Below are 20,533 nucleotides of genomic sequence, written 5' to 3'. Positions count from 1 at the left end.
CAACAGCTAAAATTCTATGTAAGTATGAAATGCGAGGGTTATTTGTCAATTTGTCTGGCTAAATACTTGTATTTAACTGCTTCAAACGCGACAATAACTAATTGTACTTGGTAAGACTCAACAAGTGCATTAGCGTTTAACGCTGAATTTAACAATGCTTATTCGTAAAAGCGTTGTAGAGTCATTCATTTTAATTTAATAAATACATGTGATGCATTGTAGGCGTCACCACTGTAGCAAGGATTTATAATGCCAGTTATTACTCTCCCTGACGGCAGTCAGCGTAGTTTCGAAAACCCAGTAAGTACTCTTGACGTAGCGAATGATATCGGACCAGGTCTAGCCAAAGCGACTATCGCTGGTCGAGTTAATGGTACGCGCGTTGATGCATGTGATTTAATTAGTGAAGATTCTCGTCTTGAAATCATTACCGCAAAAGATGACGACGGCCTTGAGATTATTCGTCATTCATGTGCCCACTTAATTGGTCATGCGGTTAAGCAGTTGTTTCCTGATGCGAAAATGGCTATTGGTCCAACAATTGATAATGGTTTTTACTATGATATCGATATGGAGCAATCGTTATCTCAAGATGATTTAGAAGCCATTGAAAAACGCATGTTACAACTAGCTAAAACAAACTACGATGTGGTTAAGAACACCGTAAGCTGGCAAGAAGCGCGCGATGTATTTGAAGCGCGCGGCGAAACATATAAAATTGAGATTCTTGACGAAAACATCAGTAAAGATGATCGCCCTGGTTTATACCAGCATGAAGAATATGTTGATATGTGTCGTGGTCCACACGTACCAAACATGAAATTTTGCCAAAATTTCAAAATCATGAAAGTAGCCGGTGCTTACTGGCGTGGTGATTCAGATAATAAAATGCTACAGCGTATTTATGGCACCGCATGGGGCGACAAAAAACAGCTTAAAGCTTATTTAAAACGCCTTGAAGAAGCTGAAAAACGTGATCACCGTCGTATTGGTAAAGCACTTGATTTATGGCATTGGCAAGAAGAAGCGCCAGGCATGGTATTTTGGCACAACGATGGTTGGAGCATTTACCGTGAGTTAGAAGAGTTTGTACGTGAAAAATTACGTGAATACCAATATGAAGAAGTAAAAGGTCCAATGATGATGGACCGTTCATTGTGGGAAAAATCAGGCCACTGGGATAAATATTCAGATGCAATGTTCACCACTGAGTCTGAGAAGCGTGAATACGCTATTAAACCAATGAACTGCCCGGGTCACGTACAAATATTTAATCAAGGCTTAAAATCATACCGTGATTTACCACTGCGTATGGCAGAGTTTGGTTGTTGTCACCGTAATGAACCATCAGGTGCACTACACGGTTTAATGCGTGTGCGTGGCTTTACACAAGATGATGCCCATGTGTTCTGTACTGAAGAACAAATCATGGACGAAGTATCGTCATGTATTAAAATGGTGTACGACACATACGAAACGTTTGGTTTTGAAAAAATTGTTGTTAAGTTGTCAACACGCCCTGAACAGCGTATTGGTGATGACGAAATGTGGGACAAAGCTGAGCTTGCATTAGCTGACGCACTTAAAGCAAATGACATTGAATTTGATTACCTACCGGGCGAAGGTGCCTTTTATGGTCCTAAAATTGAATTTACTTTGTACGATTGCTTAGACAGAGCGTGGCAGTGTGGTACAGTGCAACTAGATTTTGCATTACCAGGGCGTTTAGGGGCAACTTATGTTGCTGAAAATAACGAACGCCGTACGCCTGTTATGATTCACCGTGCAATTTTAGGTTCTATCGAACGCTTTATCGGTATCTTAACAGAAGAGTACGCGGGCTTATTCCCAACGTGGCTTGCGCCTAAGCAAGTTGTGATTATGAATATCACAGATAAACAAGCTGGTTATGTGCAAGAAGTTGTACAAAAATTAAATAAAATTGGAATTAGAGCCACTGCTGACTTGAGAAATGAGAAGATTGGCTTTAAAATCCGTGAACATACATTAAAACGTATTCCTTACTTACTTGTTGTTGGCGATAAAGAAGTTGAACAACAAGAAGTAGCGGTGCGTACCCGCACAGGTGAAGATCTGGGCAAATTTAATGTTGATGAATTTGTCGCTAAAATTAGCGAAGAAATTAAAAATCGACTATAAAAATCCAGCGTGTAGGGCATTTACAAAACAGCTAACTACACGCTTATTATTTGATATTCTTGGAGGAACGTACTATTAGAGGCGGCAAGAAAGGGCAACAAACAGCCCAAAAAAATCGTATTAACGAAGAAATTACAGCTCAAGAAGTTCGCTTAATTGACATTGAAGGCGAACAAGCTGGAATTCAGTCATTAAAAGACGCGCAAACAATGGCTGATGCCGCGGGTGTTGATCTTGTTGAGATTAGCCCTAATGCAGAGCCGCCTGTTTGTAGAATCATGGACTACGGTAAGTTCATCTTTGAAAAAAGCAAAGAACTGAAAGAGCAGAAAAAGAAGCAAAAGCAGATCCAGATAAAAGAAATCAAATTCCGTCCGGGAACGGATGAAGGCGATTATCAGGTTAAGCTTCGCAACTTACGTAAGTTCTTAGAAGGTGGCGATAAAGCTAAAATTACCATCCGCTTCCGTGGTCGTGAAATGGCCCACCAAGAAATTGGTATAGAATTACTAAACCGTATCAAAGCCGATTTAGAAGAACTTGCAGTTGTTGAGTCTTTCCCAAATCGTGTTGAAGGTCGCCAAATGGTTATGATGATGGCACCTGTTGCTAAAAAGCAATAAACGCGCTAAGATATGCACCGAATTTAGCTCAGGTCTGCAAGTAATATGTAAATATTCACCTGAGTTAACCGGTATTAAAGTAAAACTGCGGCATTTATGCTGGGTTTTCACCGGAACATGGCAGTAAGTTAGGCCTAAAAGTGGAGCTATAGAAATATATCTCACGCCTGCTTACTAATTTTAAAGCAATACATTTGGAGTTATTGCAATGGCTTATAAGCTAAAAAGTCACAGCGGCGCAGCTAAGCGCTTCAAAAAGACTGCTTCTGGCGGTTTCAAGCGTAAACAAGCGCATCTTCGTCATATTCTGACTAAGAAAACTTCTAAGCGTAAACTACACCTACGTCCTAAGATGATGGTTCATAAAAATGACCATGGTCTAGTTTCACGTATGTTACCGTTCGCTTAATAGGGGTTTTTAGAAATGGCAAGAGTTAAACGCGGCGTTGTCGCACGTGCACGTCACAAAAAAGTTTTAAAACAAGCAAAAGGTTACTACGGAGCACGTTCACGTGTTTACCGCGTAGCTTTTCAGGCTGTTACTAAAGCGGGTCAATACGCTTACCGTGACCGTCGTGCGAAGAAACGTACTTTCCGTCAATTATGGATTGCACGTATCAATGCTGCTTCACGTCAAAATGGTCTGTCTTACAGCCGTTTTATCAATGGTCTTAAAAAGACATCTGTAGAAATCGATCGTAAGATCCTTGCAGATATCGCTGTTTATGATCAAGTTGCATTCGCAGCGCTTGTTGAAAAAGCAAAAGAAGGCCTAGCGGCAGCTTAAGCTTTTTAAATAAGTACTAAAAGGGAGCCTATGGCTCCTTTTTTTGTGGCTAAAATAAAGTATGCTCAAATCATCTGTAGATATCTTTGCGGTAAGGCTCGTGAAAAGCGAGATAGTTGGTAGTGATCCCATCCTAGCTAACGCTATATAATAATTATAAATTAATGAGGTAATTAACTATTTTGAATTGGCAATCATTAGTCGACAACCGCCAACGTTTTTTCTGGGTATTACAGATCGCGGGCTGGATTGGTTATGCACTAGTAAATTATATTGGCTCAAAAGTCTTTGAAATGCGCGACATCTACGTATTCGTCATTGTACTCAATGCATATGCGGGTTGCTTAATGACTGTGCCACTGCGTTATATGTATCGCAAAGCATGGAATGCATCCCCTTGGGTGCTCATGCTTGTTGTATTTAGTGCTTCCTACGTAACAGGCACTTTATGGGCAGTTGTACAAAAGTTTAATCTGTGGGAAATATATCGACATGGTTATCGTCCTTCAGAATGGTTTTATTATTTTCAGCAAGGCTTAGACTCAGTCTATATTGTATTGTGCTGGAGTGGTTTGTACTTTGGTATAAAGTATTATCAGTTATTGCAAAGTGAGCGTCAAAAAGCATTAAAGGCTACGACGATGGCCCATGAAGCGCAATTAAAAATGCTGCGATACCAGCTTAACCCTCACTTTTTATTTAATACCTTGAATGCTATCTCAACCTTAATATTGGTAAAAGAGAATAAAGATGCCAATTTAATGGTGTCTAAGTTAAGTGACTTTTTGCGTTATACACTTAATACTGATCCAATTAAGAAAGTGCCATTAGAGCAAGAGTTGCATGCACTTATGTTGTACCTTGAGATAGAACGAGTTCGTTTTGATGAACGTTTAAAGCTCAATGTGCAAGTAAGTGATGAAGCAAAGCAAGCATTAGTCCCTAGTTTGATATTACAACCTATAATAGAGAATGCGATTAAATACGCGATAGCTCATTTAGCGCAAGGTGGAGTGATTGATATCAAAGCACAGGTATTTGCTAATGAACTATTGTTGGAAGTAGGTGATAATGGCCCTGGCACTGAGCTAGTTAATGGTCAATTAGTTAATGCACAAGGGGTAGGGGTGGCAAACACCAAAGATCGCCTAAAGACTTTGTATGAAAATAACTATTCGTTTGTATTATCACATAATACGCCAAGTGGATTGAAAGTAAATCTGCGTGTTCCGTTTGAAAAGGCTGTGAAAAATGAGCAAGATTAAAACCCTGATTGTAGATGATGAACCGTTAGCTCGTAGAGGATTAGCGGTGAGATTAGAAGACTTTGACGATATCGAAGTGATAAAGTTGTGTAGCTCGGGCCAAGAGGCAATTGATGCATGTCTTGCAGGGAATATAGATTTAGTTTTTTTAGATATCCAAATGCCAGGTATGAATGGCTTTGAAGTTGCTAGAACATTAAGCAGTAGCGTAAGGGCGTTACCTGCTATTGTATTTGTAACCGCATTTGATCAGTTCGCAGTCAAGGCATTTGAAATTCATGCTTTAGATTATATTCTTAAACCAGTCGATGACAACAGACTAAAACAGGCGGTAGAAAAAGTGCATACTTACTTGAAGACGCAACAAGACAACGCACATAAAAAGAAATTGGCGAGTTTTGTTGCTGGAATTACGGGTAATAATTGTGAAGAGATTTTGAAAAAGCTGGCGACGGGAGATACGTTAACAGATCGTCGCTATCCAGAGTCTTTAGCCGTGAAGGAACAAGGGGAAATAATCCGTGTGCCTGTGGCGACAATTCAATGGGTGGATGCAGCTGGCGATTATATGTGTTTGCATTGCCAAGATGGGCAAACGCATATTCTACGTAAAACGATGAAAGAACTAGAACAAGAACTCGATCCACAATTATTTGTGCGCGTTCATCGTAGTGCCATTGTAAATACAAAACAAATTAATAAATTAGTAACGCAAGTAAGTGGTGAGTATTTACTTGTACTTGATAATGGGCAAGAGTTAAAAGTAAGCCGTAGCTACCGCGATAAAGTCAAGGCAGCTTTAGCTAGTTAAATTTATTACCCAGAATTTGGGGATTGAGTTGAGTATTTTATACGCTGTGTTTTAACTAAGAGCCTTAACGTAAAAACGCGAGCAAAAGCTCGCGTTTTTGTAGGACTAAGATTTAACTAAGCAACAGTAACTATTTTCATCGTATTGGTTGCGCCAATAGTCTCCATCGTATCACCATGAGTGATGATAACGGTGTCGCCTGATTGCAATGAACCAGCGGCAACTAAGGTGCTAAGTGCATCTTTTACCATATTATCTTTTTCACATTTAGTCGAATCAAAAAACACCGGGTAAACACCACGGTAAAGCGCTGTCTGACCTAGCGTACTTGCATGACGAGATAATGAGAAAATAGGTAAACCAGAGCTAATACGAGACATTAGTTTAGCTGTGCTACCTGACTCAGTTAATGTAACGATTGCTTTTACTGAATCTAAATGGTTTGCTGCGTACATTGCAGATAAAGCGATTGACTCAGCGTTTGAAGAGAAACGGCTATCTAAACGATGTTTAGAAACGTGCGTTTCTTTTTGTGATTCAGCACCTAAACAAACACGTGCCATAGTTGCTACGGTTTCTTCAGGGTAATCGCCAGCAGCAGTTTCAGCTGACAGCATTACTGCGTCAGTACCATCAAGTACAGCATTAGCAACATCCATGACTTCTGCACGAGTTGGCATTGGGTTATCGATCATCGATTCCATCATTTGCGTTGCAGTGATCACAGTACGATTTAGTGAGCGAGCGCGGCGGATAATTAGTTTTTGCTTACCCATTAAAGCAGCATCGCCAATTTCAACACCTAGGTCACCACGGGCAACCATCACAGCGTCTGAAGCGAGAATAATATCATCAACAGCTTCAACAGTTTCAACCGCTTCAGCACGTTCAATTTTTGCTAAAAGCTGTGCATTAGAACCCGCAGCTTCAGCAAGTGAACGTACATAACGCATATCATCGCCACTGCGTGGGAATGATACTGCGATGTAATCAACGTTAATTTCAGCAGCTGTTAATAAATCTTCTTTATCTTTTTCAGTAAAAGCGGGTGCTGTTAAACCACCCCCTAAACGGTTGATACCTTTATTATTTGATAACACACCACCGACAGCAACTGTGGTATGTACTAAATGGCCTTCAACACTTACGACTGTTAATTGAATTAAACCGTCATTTAAAAGGAGTAAATCACCAGGGGCAACATCTTGTGGTAATTCTTTATAATCAATACCTACGCCATTAATATCGCCTAGGCCTTTTTCCATTTTTGCATCAAGAATGAATTTAGCACCAACAGTCAAACTTACTTTGCCTTCTTTAAACGTTGATACACGAATTTTAGGGCCTTGTAAGTCAGCTAAAATAGCAATGTGCTTACCCAATTTTTTTGCAATATCACGTACAGCTTGAGCGCGATCTTTATGATCTTGTGCAATACCGTGTGAGAAGTTTAAGCGCACTACGTTTGCACCGGCACGAATTATTTTTTCTAAGTTGTTATCTCGATCGGTTGCAGGTCCAAGGGTCGCGACTATTTTTGTGCGTCTAAGCATCAAATTCTCCTGTGAGCTTACGATGTAAGCAGGTTGACGGTTATTTTCATTATTTATATTCATAGGCTTTAGCGCAATGAAATATACAGTTTGAATAACAGGGAAGAATAGTAATTAGTTATTCTTTTGCTGTCATTATTTATACAAAATTAATATGACGACATTATGACACCGGTGTCAGGTTCCGTCAATGCACGAATAATGAAATCCCAACCGTGAAATTATCACCCTGCAACCACGGTTGTTTGATATAATCCCCGCAATGTGCGCATTTGTTTTGCGCTCGGCGTTGTATCTAATGTCTAAGTTCGCAATTTTAAGCTGCTTGGGTATAATGCGCGCGGTATTATTTTCATTTTCTAACCAATAGTTGTTACCGAGGAGGACACTAAATGCAAGTTGCATTAGTCGGGTTAGGCGTTATGGGTAAAAATCTTGCTCTCAATTTGATTGAGCAAGGAATGACACTAGTAGCTTATGATAAAAACCCGGATGCGGGCGAAGAATTACTAAGCTGTGCTAAATTACAAGGCATGGCAGATCGTTTGCACATTGTCTCTGATTTAGGTGATATGGTTAAACGGTTAACGCCACCTCGCTCAATTTTGTTATTAGTGCCAGCGGGTGAGTTAGTTGATAAAGTTTGCAGTGAACTAGTTGAAGCGGGCGTTGATTGTGACGATATTATCGTTGATTGCGGTAATAGTAATTATAAAGACGGCATCACTCGGAAGCTGAAATATCAAAACAAATTTGAATTTGCAACGATGGGAATTTCTGGCGGGGCAGAAGGTGCTCGCCATGGTCCTGCGATGATGGCAAGTGGTTCAGAAGGTGGCTGGGAGCGTGTCGAGCCATGGTTTGAAAAAGTAGCAGCAAGTTACAAGGGTGAGTCGTGTTTTGCCCGTGTAGGTCAATCTGCTAGTGGCCATTTTGTCAAAATGGTGCATAACGGTATTGAATATGCACTAATGCAGTTAATTGCAGAAATGTATCAATTACTACGTTTAGGCACTAAGCGCAGTCCGCACGAAGTAGCTGAGATCTTTAATCAATGGTCTGAAGGGTCACTTAATAGTTACTTATTATCTATCTCAAGCCATATTTTATCGCTTGAAACAAATGCAGATGAAGCATTAGTTGATTTAATTGATAATAAAGTTGGCGCAAAAGGCACAGGCTTGTGGACGGCACAGAATGCGTTAGAGCTAGGCATTGCGGTTCCTTCGTTGGTTGCAGCAGTTCAAGCACGTCATTTAACAAACACAGGTGATACACACGCCGCAAAAGAAATGGCCTATGCTGCTAAATCAACCACACATGTTGAATTAGATTTAGACGAACTTAAAGATGCTTTTTTGTTTGCTAGTTTATTAGCTTATCGTCAAGGTCTTGCGCTTATCAAGGGTGCATCGCGTGCGCATCAGTGGAAAGTCGACCTGTCTAAAACATTACAAACATGGCGTGCTGGTTGTATCATTCGTGCAGATTATTTAGATAATATTGCCGAAGGTGTTGAGTTTATCGATACACTAGAAAAAGAGTCGTTAGCACTGCGTAAGATCTGCGGACAAGCAATGATGACAGGATTAGCATTTCCGGTACTGAGTTCTACACAAACGTATTTTGCGACGCTTACTACACCAAGTAATGGTCACTTAGTGCAAGCTCAACGCGATTATTTTGGTGAGCATGGTATTAAAACCCACAGCGGTGAAGTGTGCCATTTAACTGATTTAGTAGAGATTGACGCGAAAGTACGTTAATTGCTGTTTAAGTACGAAAAAGGCGCGCTAAATAGCGTGCCTTTTTCGTTTAGAAAGCTATATGTTACCGGCTTAATTCACCACGTAAATTATCTTGCATTAAATGACGAATAGTTTCTACTTCTAGTTTTTGACTAAGTAGGTAATGTAGTTTCGTTAAGCATGCTTCTAACGTCATATCGTAACCGCTGATCACACCAATATTGAGTAATGCGTTACCTGTTGCGTAACCACCCATATTAACATGGCCTTTTAAACATTGAGTAAGATTGACGATAACCATACCTCGTTTACTGGCGCTGGAAAGTATTTCTAGAAAATCTGGATCTTGTGGCGCATTACCAACACCAAAGCTTAATAACACTAAGGCTTTAATATTATCATTTACTAAGCTTTTTACAACAGCGTGGCTGATCCCAGGATATAAATATAAAACCCCAATAGGCTGTGGTGTTATTTTAGTTATTTGAAGTTCGTTCTCAACGTAAGGGCTCAGCTGTCCCTTTAGTAATTGAATGTTAATACCGGATAATGCCAATGGATCAAGGTTAGGGGATGCAAACGCATCAAATCCGTCAGCGTGTGCCTTAGTGGCGCGATTACCACGAAATAGTTGATTATTAAAAAAGAGACTTACTTCTGCGATAGGGTAATTAGCCGCTAAATACATGGCATTGAGTAAATTTACTTGGCCATCAGATCGCAGTTGCGAGAGCGGAATCTGTGAGCCAGTAACGATGACAGGTTTTGTTAAGTTCTCAAACATAAACGACAATGCTGATGCAGTATACGCCATGGTATCGGTACCATGAAGCACCACAAAGCCATCGTAATCTTGGTATTTGCTTTTAATATCGTCAGCAATTAATTGCCAATGAGCAGGGGACATATCTGAAGAGTCGATTAGTGGGCAATACTCGTGAATATCGAATAGGGGCATTTCATCACGATTAAATTCAGCATTGTTTTCTACGGTTTGCGTTAAAAAACCTTCAGCGGGAATATAGCCTCGGCTCGATTTTTTCATCCCAATCGTACCGCCAGTGTATGCGATATAAATACGTTTACGTTTCATAAAAAAGCCCAGTAAAAAAACTGGGCTTAGTATAACGGTTAGTGGCTGCGATTACAGCTTATATACCTAAACTACCTCAAGATGCAGAATTTAGCGTTTCACAGGTGCTTAATATCAAGGCGTTACTTTGCAAGAATGGCAGTCCCTTTTAAGAAGTAACAACGATGAGAGTAAGTACCTGTGAAACGCCCAACGGGTTGGTTTAAAAGCGATTTATACCGCGTTATTGATTTTAACAAGGGAATAACCATTCTTTGCAATCAATGCCTTGTCTAAATCGCTTTTAATTCCAACTGAAACTCGCATTATTGTGAAATATTACACACTAAACAACGAGCATAAATACCTTGCGGATCGTTATAATCCTGTAAGCTTTCAACTTCAGCAGTTAATTGCTTAACTAAACCAGTGATTGATGCTTTATTTGATAAGGCATTTTGCAATGTACTTTGTGAGCCAATCAGTGATTTGATAGATGCATTTCCAAAAATATCTTGCATTAGTTGCTCTTCAGCAGACAGACTATGCTTAATAGTTTTAACCTCATAAAAGTCAAGCTTAGCGAGTTCTGCCGCCGCTTTAATTGCATCTTGTTTATTACCTAGTTTATCGATTAAACCAAGTTCTTGTGCCTGGCTTGCAATCCAAACGCGGCCTTGAGCAATATTATCTACTTGCTCTGGGGTCATGTTACGCGCTTCACCAACCACCTCTAAAAAGCGTTGATAAGCATCTTCAACACTTAATTGAATTACTTGTGCCATTTTTGCATTAAGTGGGCGTGCGATTGATAAACCAGCCATTTCCGTTGTAGCTACACCATCCGAGTAAACACCTAATTTAGCCATGGTATTTTCAAATGTCATAAAGTTACCGAATACACCAATTGAACCAGTGATGGTGCTAGGCGCAGCCCAAATTTCATTGGCCGCAGAAGCAATCCAATAACCACCAGACGCTGCAACTGAGCTCATTGAAGCGATCACAGGCTTACCTGCTGCTTTTAGTGCGAGCACTTCGGCACGAATAACTTCAGAGGCAAACATACTACCGCCACCTGAATCAATTCGTAGCACAACCGCTTTCACTTTTTCATCTAAACGCGCTTTACGAAGTAAGGCTGCGGTTGAATCACCACCAATTTCACCGGCTTTACGTTCACCATCAGAAATAGTGCCGCGTGCAATAACAACAGCTACTTTCTCTGTCATTGGGTTATCAAATGTAATGGGAGGTTTAATTAATGATAAATATTCTTTAAATGATACTTGATTAAAGGTCTTGCCTGTTTCTTCAGTACCGACTAACGCGATAAGTTCTTGACGAACTTGCTGATTAGTTTTTAATGAATCTACCCATTGATGCTCAAGCGCATATTTACCTGAATCACCATTGACAGCTTGCATTTTTGCAAGGAACACATCCATTGTTTCATCAAAATTTGTTTCATCAAACGGACGAGCAGCGGCCACATCTTGTTTGTATTCTTTCCACAATGCACTTAACCACACGCTGTTGGCTTCTTTGGCTGCATCTGACATATCATTACGGATAAACGGCTCAACAGCTGATTTGAATGTCCCAACACGGAATATATGCTGAGTGATACCGAGTTTTTCCAAGGCTTCTTTAAAATACAGCGGGTACATACCAAAACCTTGAATTTCGACGCCGCCATAAGGGTGCATCGATACTTCATTAGCATGAGCAGCTAAATAGTATTGCGCTTGTGAATAATAATAACCAGTGGCAATGACTTTTTTATCCGCAGCTTTGAAACGCTCTAACGCTTGGGTTATTTGCTTTAATTTATTTAAATGCGCATTTGGCATTTTTTGTAAATCCAACAAAATAACCGAAATACGTTTATCTTCAGTTGCTTGATCAATTACTTCTATTATGTCATCAAGTAAAATTTCAGCTGGCTCATCCTTACTCATTGTGGCGTCATTGATAGCCGCTCCAATTGGATCCACGTAGATTTTTTCTTCTACGATTGGACCATTGAGGTTGAGCCTAAGTACAGATGTATCTGCTACTTTAATTTCATCTCCATCACTGGCAATTGACACAATGAAAAGAATAACAATTAGCACAAATAAAAAATTGAGAACTAAGCGGCGTGAAAAGTTAATTCCTGCCCACAGTCCTTTAAACATCTTTGCAATCAAAATAGATCCTTAATTTGGTACAGCTTATATCTGACTCCATATTAGCCCAGAATAAAAATTTATTTAACTGTTAAATCGTAACTAAGTATTTACGAATGATTTTTTAACCTTGTTTATGCGAAAATGTTACATAATTTATCACTTTTGTTGCTTATTACTTGCCAATCAAGCAAAATTCGCTAATGTATAGAGGTTAGACCAGTTGATTGGGGCAGAGGATGTTAGAACAACAATTACAATTAAAACACACACAATTACGTAACCGCTTGGTAATGGGCTCAATGCATACGGGCCTTGAAGAGGGGTGGCATAACCGAAAACGCCTAAGTGCGTTTTATGAAGCGCGTGCCAAAGGTGGCACGGCAATGTTGATCACAGGTGGGTACAGCCCTAATTTACGTGGTAAATTAACGCCTATATCGTCATCTTTTAACAGCTACTATGATGTGTTTAAGCACCGCGCATACACCGATGTTGTACATCAGCATGGCGGTAAGATTTGCTTACAATTATTACATGCTGGTCGTTATGCATATCATCCATTTAATCAAGCACCGAGCGCAATTAAAGCACCTATTAATCCGTATCAGCCAAAAGCAATGTCGCTCAGTTCGATTAAAAAAACCATAAAAGACTTTGCCCATTCTGCCTATTTAGCACAAAAGGCTGGCTACGATGGCGTTGAAGTGATGGGGTCTGAAGGCTATTTGATCAATGAATTTATGGCTCCGCATACCAATAAACGCACAGATGAATACGGTGGCAATTTAGAAAATCGTATGCGCTTAGCATTAGAGATAGTCAAAGCAGTACGGGCAAAAGTAAATAAAGAATTTTTAATCATTTTTCGTTTATCAGTGATGGATTTGATCCCTAATGGGTCAACACCTGATGAAGTGACGACTCAAGCCAAAGCATTAGAGCAGGCTGGGGTCGATATATTTAATACAGGTATTGGCTGGCATGAAGCGCGAGTGCCAACAATTGCGAGTATGGTGCCGCCAGGTGCTTTTAAAGAAGCGTCAAAACGATTAAAAGAAGTTGTCAGTGTTCCAGTGATTGCTGTTAATCGTATAAACACGCCGGATATTGCGAATGAAATATTAAACGCAGGTGATGCTGACTTAATTTCGATGGCGCGGCCATTACTGGCTGATCCTGAATTTTTTAATAAATACCAAGCACAGCAAAGTAAACACATTAATATTTGCATTGGCTGTAACCAAGGCTGTTTAGACCACGTATTTAAGGGTAAACGAGCGACATGCTTGGTGAATCCGCAAGCGGGATTTGAACTTGATTACCCATTAGAAGCCACATCAAAATCAAAAAATGTTTTAGTTGTTGGCGCAGGGCCCGCTGGTTTATCGGCAAGTTGCTATTTAGCACAAAAAGGCCATACGGTTACGCTGATTGATAAAAAGACAGATATGGGCGGGCAATTTAATTTAGCCATGCGAATTCCAGGTAAAGAGGATTTTAATCATACTCTACGTTATTTCATCAATGAACTTGAGCGCCTAAAAGTCACAATAACGTTAAATACAGCTTTTGCTGATGATATGCTTGATCAATATGATGAGGTTGTATTTGCAACAGGCGTTCGCCCTCGTGAGGCAAATTTTACCTGTGCAGACAATAAACGTGTATTTTCATACGATGAAGTTATTCGTGGTGAAGTTGAGCTCGGTAACTCTATTGCGATTTTAGGCGCAGGTGGGATAGGTTTTGATATGGTTGCGTTTTTAAGTGAACATAAAGATCAAAGCATTGCTGATTTTAAATCACAGTGGGGTATTGAATGTGAGCCAAATCCTCATAAAGATAACCGACAATTATTTATGTTAAAACGAAGTGCAGGGCGCTTTGGTAGCGATCTTGGTAAAACAACAGGTTGGATACACCGACAAGTTGCAAAGCAGCATGGTGTAAAACAAATTGCTGATTGCCAATATCATCATTTTGATGATCGAGGTCTTAAAATTACAGTGGCAGGGCAAGATCAAGTGTTACCTGTCGATACCGTTATTGCGTGTATCGGGCAAGTTTCTAATAATGAATTAATGTCTCAATTACTTGATAACCCAAAGGTACATGTTATCGGCGGAGCAAAATTAGCATCTGCAATTGACGCAAAACGAGCTATTTATGAGGCATTACAAGTAGCACGAGAAATATAACTCAATTATAAGCCGTTAATCTTTCAAGGTTAAAGTTTTACTCTTAGGGGCGATTTAATCGCCCCTAAAGATTGGCACTTAGAAACGTTCAGTATTTATATGTGATTATTAGCTCATTTAAAGCTTAAATATTCGCATTGTTGTAGAATTAAACCCCACATACGCACACCTTATTGCACTTGAATGTTAATTTATATTTTTTCTGGTTGTTGGTTGAAATAAGCAACTGCTCATGGCGGTCTAAGTGATTTATAGACTATAACTAACTTAAACGTTTTGAGAAGGACTGAAATGAAAAATAAAATCATATCTTTATACCACTCTATCTTTACTAAACTTGCCGTTTTAGATGGCGCTCCTGCATTACTTTTTAGGCTTATTCTTGCGCCTGTGATGATCATTGCTGGGTATAACAAACTTGCAATTAGTGGTGATACGTCAGGTTTTTTTGAATTATTTTTAGCTTCACCCGATGTCGTCGCATGGTTTGGTAATCCAGACTGGGGTTTAGGCTTGCCATTTCCAGATTTGCTCGCATTTTTAGCCGGTTGGAGTGAGTTCTTGGGTGGATGGCTTTTGTTAGTTGGTTTATTAACACGTTTAGTTGCTATTCCACTGATGTTTACCATGGTTGTTGCAGCAACGAGTGTGCATTGGCATAACGGCTGGTTTGCTATTGCGCCAACAAACCCGGAGACAAGTGCGGCACAAGTGCTTGATTGGTTAGCTATTCCCGGTGCTAAAGAAAGCTTAGATAACTCTCTTGAAGTGAAAGATCGTATTGAAAAAATTAGTGGATTAGTCGAAGAGCATGGCTTTCCTGATTATTTATATGAAAAAGGCAAACCATCAATTTTAAATAATGGCATCGAATTTTCTGCGATCTATTTTGCCATGCTATTAAGCTTATTTTTTACGGGTGGTGGGCGTTTTGTAAGCCTTGATTATTGGTTACGAAAAAGAATTGAATAAACTAGATTAGCATAGTCGTGGCTGGGTATAACTAGAATTGAATAGGTTGCGCGTTGTATATCCAAACCAGCTCAAGGTGCAGAATTCAGCGTTTTACAAGGGCTTAATATCAAAATGTTACTTTGAAAAAATGGCTGTCCATTTTAAGAAGTAACAACGCAGAGAGTAAGTCCCTGTGAAACGCCCAAGAGCTTGGTTTAAAAAAATTTATACTGCGTTATTGATTTTAATAAAGGAATAACCATCCTCTGCAATCAATGCCTTGTCTAAATAGCTTTAATTCTAACGACACTCACCTCGGGTATATATTATACGTAGAATACTCTTCTAAGTTTGCAGAGCCTCATAATTATTGATTTATTAGTGAGTCTATAAAATAGCGCGAGAGGAAATTTTTATGCATTAGAGAGCTATCATTAATGTTTAATTTAATGTTTATCCCCACTTGTTCTACCCATCGTTGCGCTCAGTAATATCGCTGTTATTAATGCAAATTTAGACTTGAGTATAATTGCCACGCCATTTTATTGTGATACCTTATTTCAACTTTTTTATAACAATTGATCAATCATAAGAATGATAAATAAAAATATATGAATTGATCAATGCGTATTAAAAAAACAGTTTTTGAAATTAAAACAGGACGTGTTACGTGAATACTTTGTTACGAGGATTTAACCTTTTGAGTGTGGTTTTATTGTTATTTTGCTCACCTGCGTGGGCGGCAGACGGACAATTAGACCTAACAACATCTAATATTGGGTTACTTTGCATTATTATATTTTGTATTGCTTATGCAGTGGTTATGCTCGAAGAAAAACTACATTTAAGAAAATCTAAACCAGTACTCGTTGCAGCGGGATTAATCTGGATATTGATTGGCGCATACTATGTAAACCATGATATCCCTGGTATTACGGAAGTCGCATTTAGACACAACTTACTTGAGTTTGCTGAGCTAATGCTATTTTTACTGGTGGCGATGACGTATATCAACGCACTGGAAGAACGAGGTGTGTTCGACGCTTTACGCTCTTGGATGATACGCAAAGGATTTAATTATAAAAATTTATTTTGGATCACCGGATTTCTAGCGTTCTTTATATCACCGATTGCAGATAACCTGACAACGGCGTTACTAATGTGCGCGGTAGTAATGAAAGTGGCTGAAGGAGATAAACCATTTATTAACCTCAGCTGTATAAATATTGTGATTGCAGCCAATGCGGGTGGGGCATTTAGCCCGTTTGGCGATATAACCACGTTAATGGTCTGGCAGGCTGGGTTAGTCCATTTTAATGAATTTTTAGTCTTATTTTTACCCTCGTTAGTGAACTACCTTGTCCCTGCGGCAATAATGAGCTTTTATGTTGCTGATAAACAACCCACCGCAAAGTACGAAGAAGTTGAGCTTAAACGTGGTGCAGTTAGAATTTTGGTTTTATTTTTATTAACAATAGCTACAGCCGTTGCGTGCCATAGTTTTTTACATTTGCCTCCAGTGCTTGGCATGATGATGGGGTTAGGATATTTACAGTTTTTTGGTTACTTTTTAAGAATGACATTACCTGGTTCTCTTGCTCGCAAAAAAGCGCATGCGGAGCAGCTAGGTGACAAAGACAGGTTAGCCAAACTTGGCAGTGTTGTACCATTTGATGTGTTTAGTAAAGTGTCACGTGCCGAGTGGGATACTTTATTGTTCTTTTACGGAATTGTAATGTGTGTAGGTGGTTTAGGCTTTCTAGGCTACTTAAATCTAATGTCTGAAATGCTCTATGGTAACTGGTCTACAACAACAGCTAATGTGTTTCTTGGTGTGATCTCGGCAGTCATTGATAATATACCTGTGATGTTTGCGGTACTATCTATGGAGCCTGATATGTCACACGGGCAGTGGCTTTTGATCACTCTTACAGCAGGTGTAGGTGGTAGCTTATTGTCGATAGGCTCTGCGGCGGGGGTTGCTTTAATGGGGCAAGCGCGCGGTTACTATACATTTTTTGGGCACTTAAAGTGGACACCTGTTATCGCTTTAGGTTATGGCGCAAGTATCATGGTACATCTTTGGTTGAATGCATCACTTTTTTAAGTGGTAGTTAAACCTCTTATAGGCACTGATTAAAACCAGTGCCTATAAGTAGTCTGCTCGCTTATTTATGTTTATTGTACGTTTGGTTTTTGTGCGGGTAATAATAGTTCAGGAGGCTGCATGCCCTTTAGTAGTCGGCCGTAAATATCAGCGCCAGTTATGATACGGTTTGTAGTTCCCCAAACAAGCAACACATCTTGATCAATAGCACCATCGAATGCTTTATCCACCGATTGACTCATTTTCATTTTTATCACAGCGTCACTTAAACTGGTTTTATCATCAGTAATAATAATAGGGCGGTGACAAAAACTATACGCGTCTAAGCTATCAAACTCAAACAAGGCAGCTCTTAATAAGCCATCAGCATCCACTACCAGCAAAGGTTCATCATCTAAATTGGTGATTACCACCCAACGATGACCCGATTTATTAATACTTTTTAAAAAGGGATCTTCTGCTGAATTTGTGATGTCGGGAATAATCGGTAAATCCATTTTTGTTTTTAGCGCGATAATTGAATCAGGATCAATTAACTCGCCTTCATCAGCAACGGTTATGGTATCTAGTTTAAAGAAGTTAAGTGCGCCAATCCCTTCGACATGATTGATATCGGTACCTTCGGCTTCAATGTGTTTTCTGATAATACTGCTTAGTTCGCTTTCAGCGAGGTAGGTAATGCCTTCTTTACCTAGCCATAGATCTAATATAATAGCCGTTGGCTTTGCTACGGGATAAAACAATATTTGATAAAAGCGGATTACCGGGGACAATAAACTTCCCATTTTTAGTGCGTTTCTTGAAAAATAAGCTTGGGGAATAATTTCACCAATAATGGTGATTGCAATTGTGGAGAATAAAAAGGCGCTGATACCTGCTAAAGCAGAATCAGATAATAGGGTCAATAAAACATTGATACCCACATTACCCCATAAAATAGTGGTTAAAAGGAAGTTTGAGTCACCTCTCAATGCGAGTATTTTTTTCGCATCTTTATTACCTTTTGTTGACTCTACTTCGAGTTGTAAACGACTCAAAGAGAAAAAAGCTAAATTTAGACCTGAAAATATGGCTGATTGCGAAATGCAAAAAACGATACCAAGCCAAAGAAAAAGATCCATAAAATGAGTTCCTAATGTGTTAGTGGCATGTACCACAAACAATAAAAGTAACACAAACCATCACATTATCAGGCATTTTTATAACTAACGGTGAGGTTTAGGCTGTTTATTAAAATTTTATGGATACTAGGTAGGGCGTGTTGACCTTTGTGGATTGAAATTTGCTCAATCTAGGGGCGATTTAATCGCGGCGCGAGGTTTGTAACCTAGCGGGCTCGATAACTGCTCCTGCGTTATTCTACTGGCTCACATCCATGTGAGAATAAGTAAAAATCGAGCAAAGCTTCCGCGTCCTGCTCACGCCCCTTACCTACGTCCGTGTATGCAACAAAGAGTTAATCGCCCCTAGGAAAAACCCTTTGGGCAGCGCATATTTGGCATTTATACTGCGTTATCGCCTATTTATGGGGAGCAACCACACAGCATAGGCGCTGGCTTGCCTAAATACCAAATAGACTGCTGCAAAATCAATCACGAAAGGTCAACACGCCCTAGAGCACCATATAGTTTAAAAATCATGCAGCTAATTTCAGTGATATATGTAAATTAGTGATCATGGCTGTACGATTTAAATCATATTCATTGAGTCTTATTCCTCTATATCGTGCTCGAGGTCCTGCCCTAATTCAGGTAACCAGTGTAAGTAACTTTGCGTGGTTCTAATGTCACTGTGACCAAGCTGGTGTTGCAGTTGATGAAGTGGCATACCTGATTCAAGTTGATGTGTTGCATAAGCATGGCGTAAGGCATGTGGATTACAGTGCGCTAAACCACACGCTTGTGCGTGTTTTCTCAATGGCTTCCTGAAGGTCGATGCTGACATAGGTTTATCCATTAACAATCGCGAGTAAAACATCCAACCCGTTGGGTGATACATTTTCCAGTAACAACGTAATTGATTCAGTACACTATCTGATACAACTACGTAACGCGATTTATCTCCTTTACCATGTTCAATTAAAATGGTTTTACGCTGTCCATCGATGTCTTGCACTTTGATGCGCAGCAGTTCGCCAATACGCAAACCACATCCATAATACACCACTATCAATGTTTTTAAACGCATATCCGTGCAACTTTCTATAAGTCGACGAATATCATCACGCGATAAATAAGTAGGTGCCCGAGGTTTCGCTTTAGGCAAGGCTATGTCTAAGTTCAGTGGGCGATGTAAAATATTCTTAAACAGAAACCAAATGCTGTTTATTTGTATTTTTTGACTCGCTCTGGAGAGCTTGCGAATGGCGGGATCTTTAAAAAAGATACTCAGCTCATCATCAGTAATTAAATCGAGTGGTTTATTAAAATAATGGCTGAGTTTAAGTAAATGCTCGCAGTAACTTTTACATGTACTTTGTGAATAACCTCGATAGGTTATTTCTGTTTTGACTTGTTCAATGAGTGTATTCATGACTTACCTCCAAGTTATGGGATAACCCCAAGGTAAGTGTGGCTCAAATGTTCAGAATAGGATCTCCGCGTAGCGGCTTAGTTCAACAATTTAATAGTGCGCTCATCGGGCATATTTCTGCCGACTTAACGCTCATTTATCTACTTTATATAGTTTTAACAAATTACCTAAGGTATTACTATCACGAAGTTTTCTAAAACTTTAAAGCAAAGTTAAACAGAACAATATGCGCTCAGCGCTCATTTTCATGAATATATGCGCAAAGGGCTGTTTGGCCAATTAATTAACTACGATATTTAGCCAATCTCGATGGCCGCTTATCACTCAAAGCCGTCATTTAGTTTAATCTTTCATCGTTGGGTTTCGTTGTTCTCAACCTAACCCACAGTAGTGAATTAAACGCCGAGTTGATTGGGCTTTTCCTAGAGCACCATATAGTTTAAAAATCATGCAGCTAATTTCAGTGATATATGTAAATTAGTGATCATGGCTGTACGATTTAAATCATATTCATTGAGTCTTATTCCTCTATATCGTGCTCGAGGTCCT

General features: G+C 39.5%; 15 protein-coding genes. 10 read left to right on the top strand and 5 right to left on the bottom strand.

Annotated elements, in window-relative coordinates; genetic code table 11:
• The first annotated feature begins 249 nt into the window (after window positions 1–249).
• The 6 genes from thrS (at window position 250) to ACJJVX_RS13770 (ending at window position 5,646) form a co-directional block, all read left to right on the top strand.
• Window positions 250–2,160, top strand: coding sequence for a threonine--tRNA ligase (gene thrS / locus ACJJVX_RS13795; RefSeq protein WP_054453059.1), 1,911 nt, complete (start codon window positions 250–252; stop codon window positions 2,158–2,160).
• Window positions 2,161–2,219: 59 nt separating this feature from the next.
• Window positions 2,220–2,783 (top strand): translation initiation factor IF-3, encoded by a 564-nt coding sequence (gene infC, locus ACJJVX_RS13790; protein WP_082355596.1) that lies wholly within the window; start codon window positions 2,220–2,222, stop codon window positions 2,781–2,783.
• A 208-nt stretch (window positions 2,784–2,991) separates the two neighbouring features.
• On the top strand, window positions 2,992–3,192 hold the full coding sequence (gene rpmI / locus ACJJVX_RS13785; protein WP_002960713.1) for a 50S ribosomal protein L35: 201 nt from the start codon (window positions 2,992–2,994) through the stop codon (window positions 3,190–3,192).
• A gap of 15 nt (window positions 3,193–3,207) precedes the next feature.
• Window positions 3,208–3,570, top strand: coding sequence for a 50S ribosomal protein L20 (rplT, locus tag ACJJVX_RS13780; RefSeq protein ID WP_004587841.1), 363 nt, complete (start codon window positions 3,208–3,210; stop codon window positions 3,568–3,570).
• Window positions 3,571–3,752: 182 nt separating this feature from the next.
• Window positions 3,753–4,835, top strand: coding sequence for a sensor histidine kinase (locus ACJJVX_RS13775; protein ID WP_054204701.1), 1,083 nt, complete (start codon window positions 3,753–3,755; stop codon window positions 4,833–4,835).
• On the top strand, window positions 4,822–5,646 hold the full coding sequence (locus ACJJVX_RS13770) for a LytTR family DNA-binding domain-containing protein (protein ID WP_054204700.1): 825 nt from the start codon (window positions 4,822–4,824) through the stop codon (window positions 5,644–5,646). The genes ACJJVX_RS13775 and ACJJVX_RS13770 overlap by 14 nt, the downstream gene beginning before the upstream one ends.
• Window positions 5,647–5,762: 116 nt before the next feature.
• Here ACJJVX_RS13770 and pyk read toward each other — a convergent pair whose 3' ends face one another.
• Entirely contained in the window at window positions 5,763–7,199 is a 1,437-nt protein-coding gene (gene pyk / locus ACJJVX_RS13765) for a pyruvate kinase (RefSeq protein WP_054204699.1), read from the bottom strand.
• 392 nt (window positions 7,200–7,591) lie between these two features.
• Here pyk and gndA point away from each other — a divergent pair, with 392 nt between their 5' ends.
• Window positions 7,592–8,965, top strand: a complete 1,374-nt coding sequence (gndA, locus tag ACJJVX_RS13760) for an NADP-dependent phosphogluconate dehydrogenase (RefSeq protein ID WP_054204698.1) — start codon at window positions 7,592–7,594, stop codon at window positions 8,963–8,965.
• A 64-nt stretch (window positions 8,966–9,029) separates the two neighbouring features.
• On the opposite strand, the gene ansA is transcribed toward gndA, so the two are convergent.
• Window positions 9,030–10,040, bottom strand: coding sequence for an asparaginase (ansA, locus tag ACJJVX_RS13755; protein WP_054204697.1), 1,011 nt, complete (start codon window positions 10,038–10,040; stop codon window positions 9,030–9,032).
• Window positions 10,041–10,345: 305 nt separating this feature from the next.
• Complete coding sequence (gene sppA / locus ACJJVX_RS13750) at window positions 10,346–12,211, bottom strand: signal peptide peptidase SppA (RefSeq protein WP_054204696.1); 1,866 nt, start codon at window positions 12,209–12,211, stop codon at window positions 10,346–10,348.
• A 218-nt stretch (window positions 12,212–12,429) separates the two neighbouring features.
• Between sppA and ACJJVX_RS13745 the strand changes: the two genes are divergently transcribed.
• From ACJJVX_RS13745 to nhaD, 3 genes are all read left to right on the top strand, one after another.
• Complete coding sequence (locus ACJJVX_RS13745; RefSeq protein WP_405631933.1) at window positions 12,430–14,391, top strand: FAD-dependent oxidoreductase; 1,962 nt, start codon at window positions 12,430–12,432, stop codon at window positions 14,389–14,391.
• Window positions 14,392–14,682: 291 nt separating this feature from the next.
• Window positions 14,683–15,363 carry a DoxX family protein gene (locus tag ACJJVX_RS13740; protein WP_405631932.1) on the top strand — a complete coding sequence of 227 codons (681 nt, stop codon included), beginning with the start codon at window positions 14,683–14,685 and terminating at the stop codon, window positions 15,361–15,363.
• Between the two features lie 682 nt (window positions 15,364–16,045).
• Window positions 16,046–17,452, top strand: coding sequence for a sodium:proton antiporter NhaD (gene nhaD, locus ACJJVX_RS13735; protein ID WP_249118495.1), 1,407 nt, complete (start codon window positions 16,046–16,048; stop codon window positions 17,450–17,452).
• A 71-nt stretch (window positions 17,453–17,523) separates the two neighbouring features.
• Here the strand turns inward: nhaD and ACJJVX_RS13730 are convergent, their stop codons facing one another.
• Together ACJJVX_RS13730 and ACJJVX_RS13725 are read right to left on the bottom strand one after the other, a co-directional pair.
• The gene (locus ACJJVX_RS13730) at window positions 17,524–18,573 is read right to left on the bottom strand and encodes a CNNM domain-containing protein (RefSeq protein WP_342883894.1); all 1,050 of its coding nucleotides are present in this window, start codon (window positions 18,571–18,573) and stop codon (window positions 17,524–17,526) included.
• Window positions 18,574–19,162: 589 nt separating this feature from the next.
• Window positions 19,163–19,984, bottom strand: a complete 822-nt coding sequence (locus ACJJVX_RS13725; RefSeq protein WP_405631928.1) for a tyrosine-type recombinase/integrase — start codon at window positions 19,982–19,984, stop codon at window positions 19,163–19,165.
• Window positions 19,985–20,533 lie beyond the last annotated feature (549 nt).

The organism is Pseudoalteromonas sp. Ld20, from assembly GCF_045064175.1.
Lineage (GTDB): Bacteria > Pseudomonadota > Gammaproteobacteria > Enterobacterales > Alteromonadaceae > Pseudoalteromonas > Pseudoalteromonas neustonica.
Note: the sequence above shows the minus strand (reverse complement) of the source record. Positions and strands in the feature narration are given on the sequence as shown.

Coding starts and splice junctions, on each gene's coding strand:
- thrS (WP_054453059.1), top strand. CDS start 250: ATGCCAGTTATTACTCTCCCTGACGGCAGTCAGCGTAGTTTCGAAAAC.
- gndA (WP_054204698.1), top strand. CDS start 7,592: ATGCAAGTTGCATTAGTCGGGTTAGGCGTTATGGGTAAAAATCTTGCT.
- pyk (WP_054204699.1), bottom strand. CDS start 7,199: ATGCTTAGACGCACAAAAATAGTCGCGACCCTTGGACCTGCAACCGAT.
- ACJJVX_RS13725 (WP_405631928.1), bottom strand. CDS start 19,984: ATGAATACACTCATTGAACAAGTCAAAACAGAAATAACCTATCGAGGT.
- ansA (WP_054204697.1), bottom strand. CDS start 10,040: ATGAAACGTAAACGTATTTATATCGCATACACTGGCGGTACGATTGGG.
- ACJJVX_RS13740 (WP_405631932.1), top strand. CDS start 14,683: ATGAAAAATAAAATCATATCTTTATACCACTCTATCTTTACTAAACTT.
- ACJJVX_RS13745 (WP_405631933.1), top strand. CDS start 12,430: ATGTTAGAACAACAATTACAATTAAAACACACACAATTACGTAACCGC.
- rpmI (WP_002960713.1), top strand. CDS start 2,992: ATGGCTTATAAGCTAAAAAGTCACAGCGGCGCAGCTAAGCGCTTCAAA.
- ACJJVX_RS13730 (WP_342883894.1), bottom strand. CDS start 18,573: ATGGATCTTTTTCTTTGGCTTGGTATCGTTTTTTGCATTTCGCAATCA.
- ACJJVX_RS13770 (WP_054204700.1), top strand. CDS start 4,822: ATGAGCAAGATTAAAACCCTGATTGTAGATGATGAACCGTTAGCTCGT.
- rplT (WP_004587841.1), top strand. CDS start 3,208: ATGGCAAGAGTTAAACGCGGCGTTGTCGCACGTGCACGTCACAAAAAA.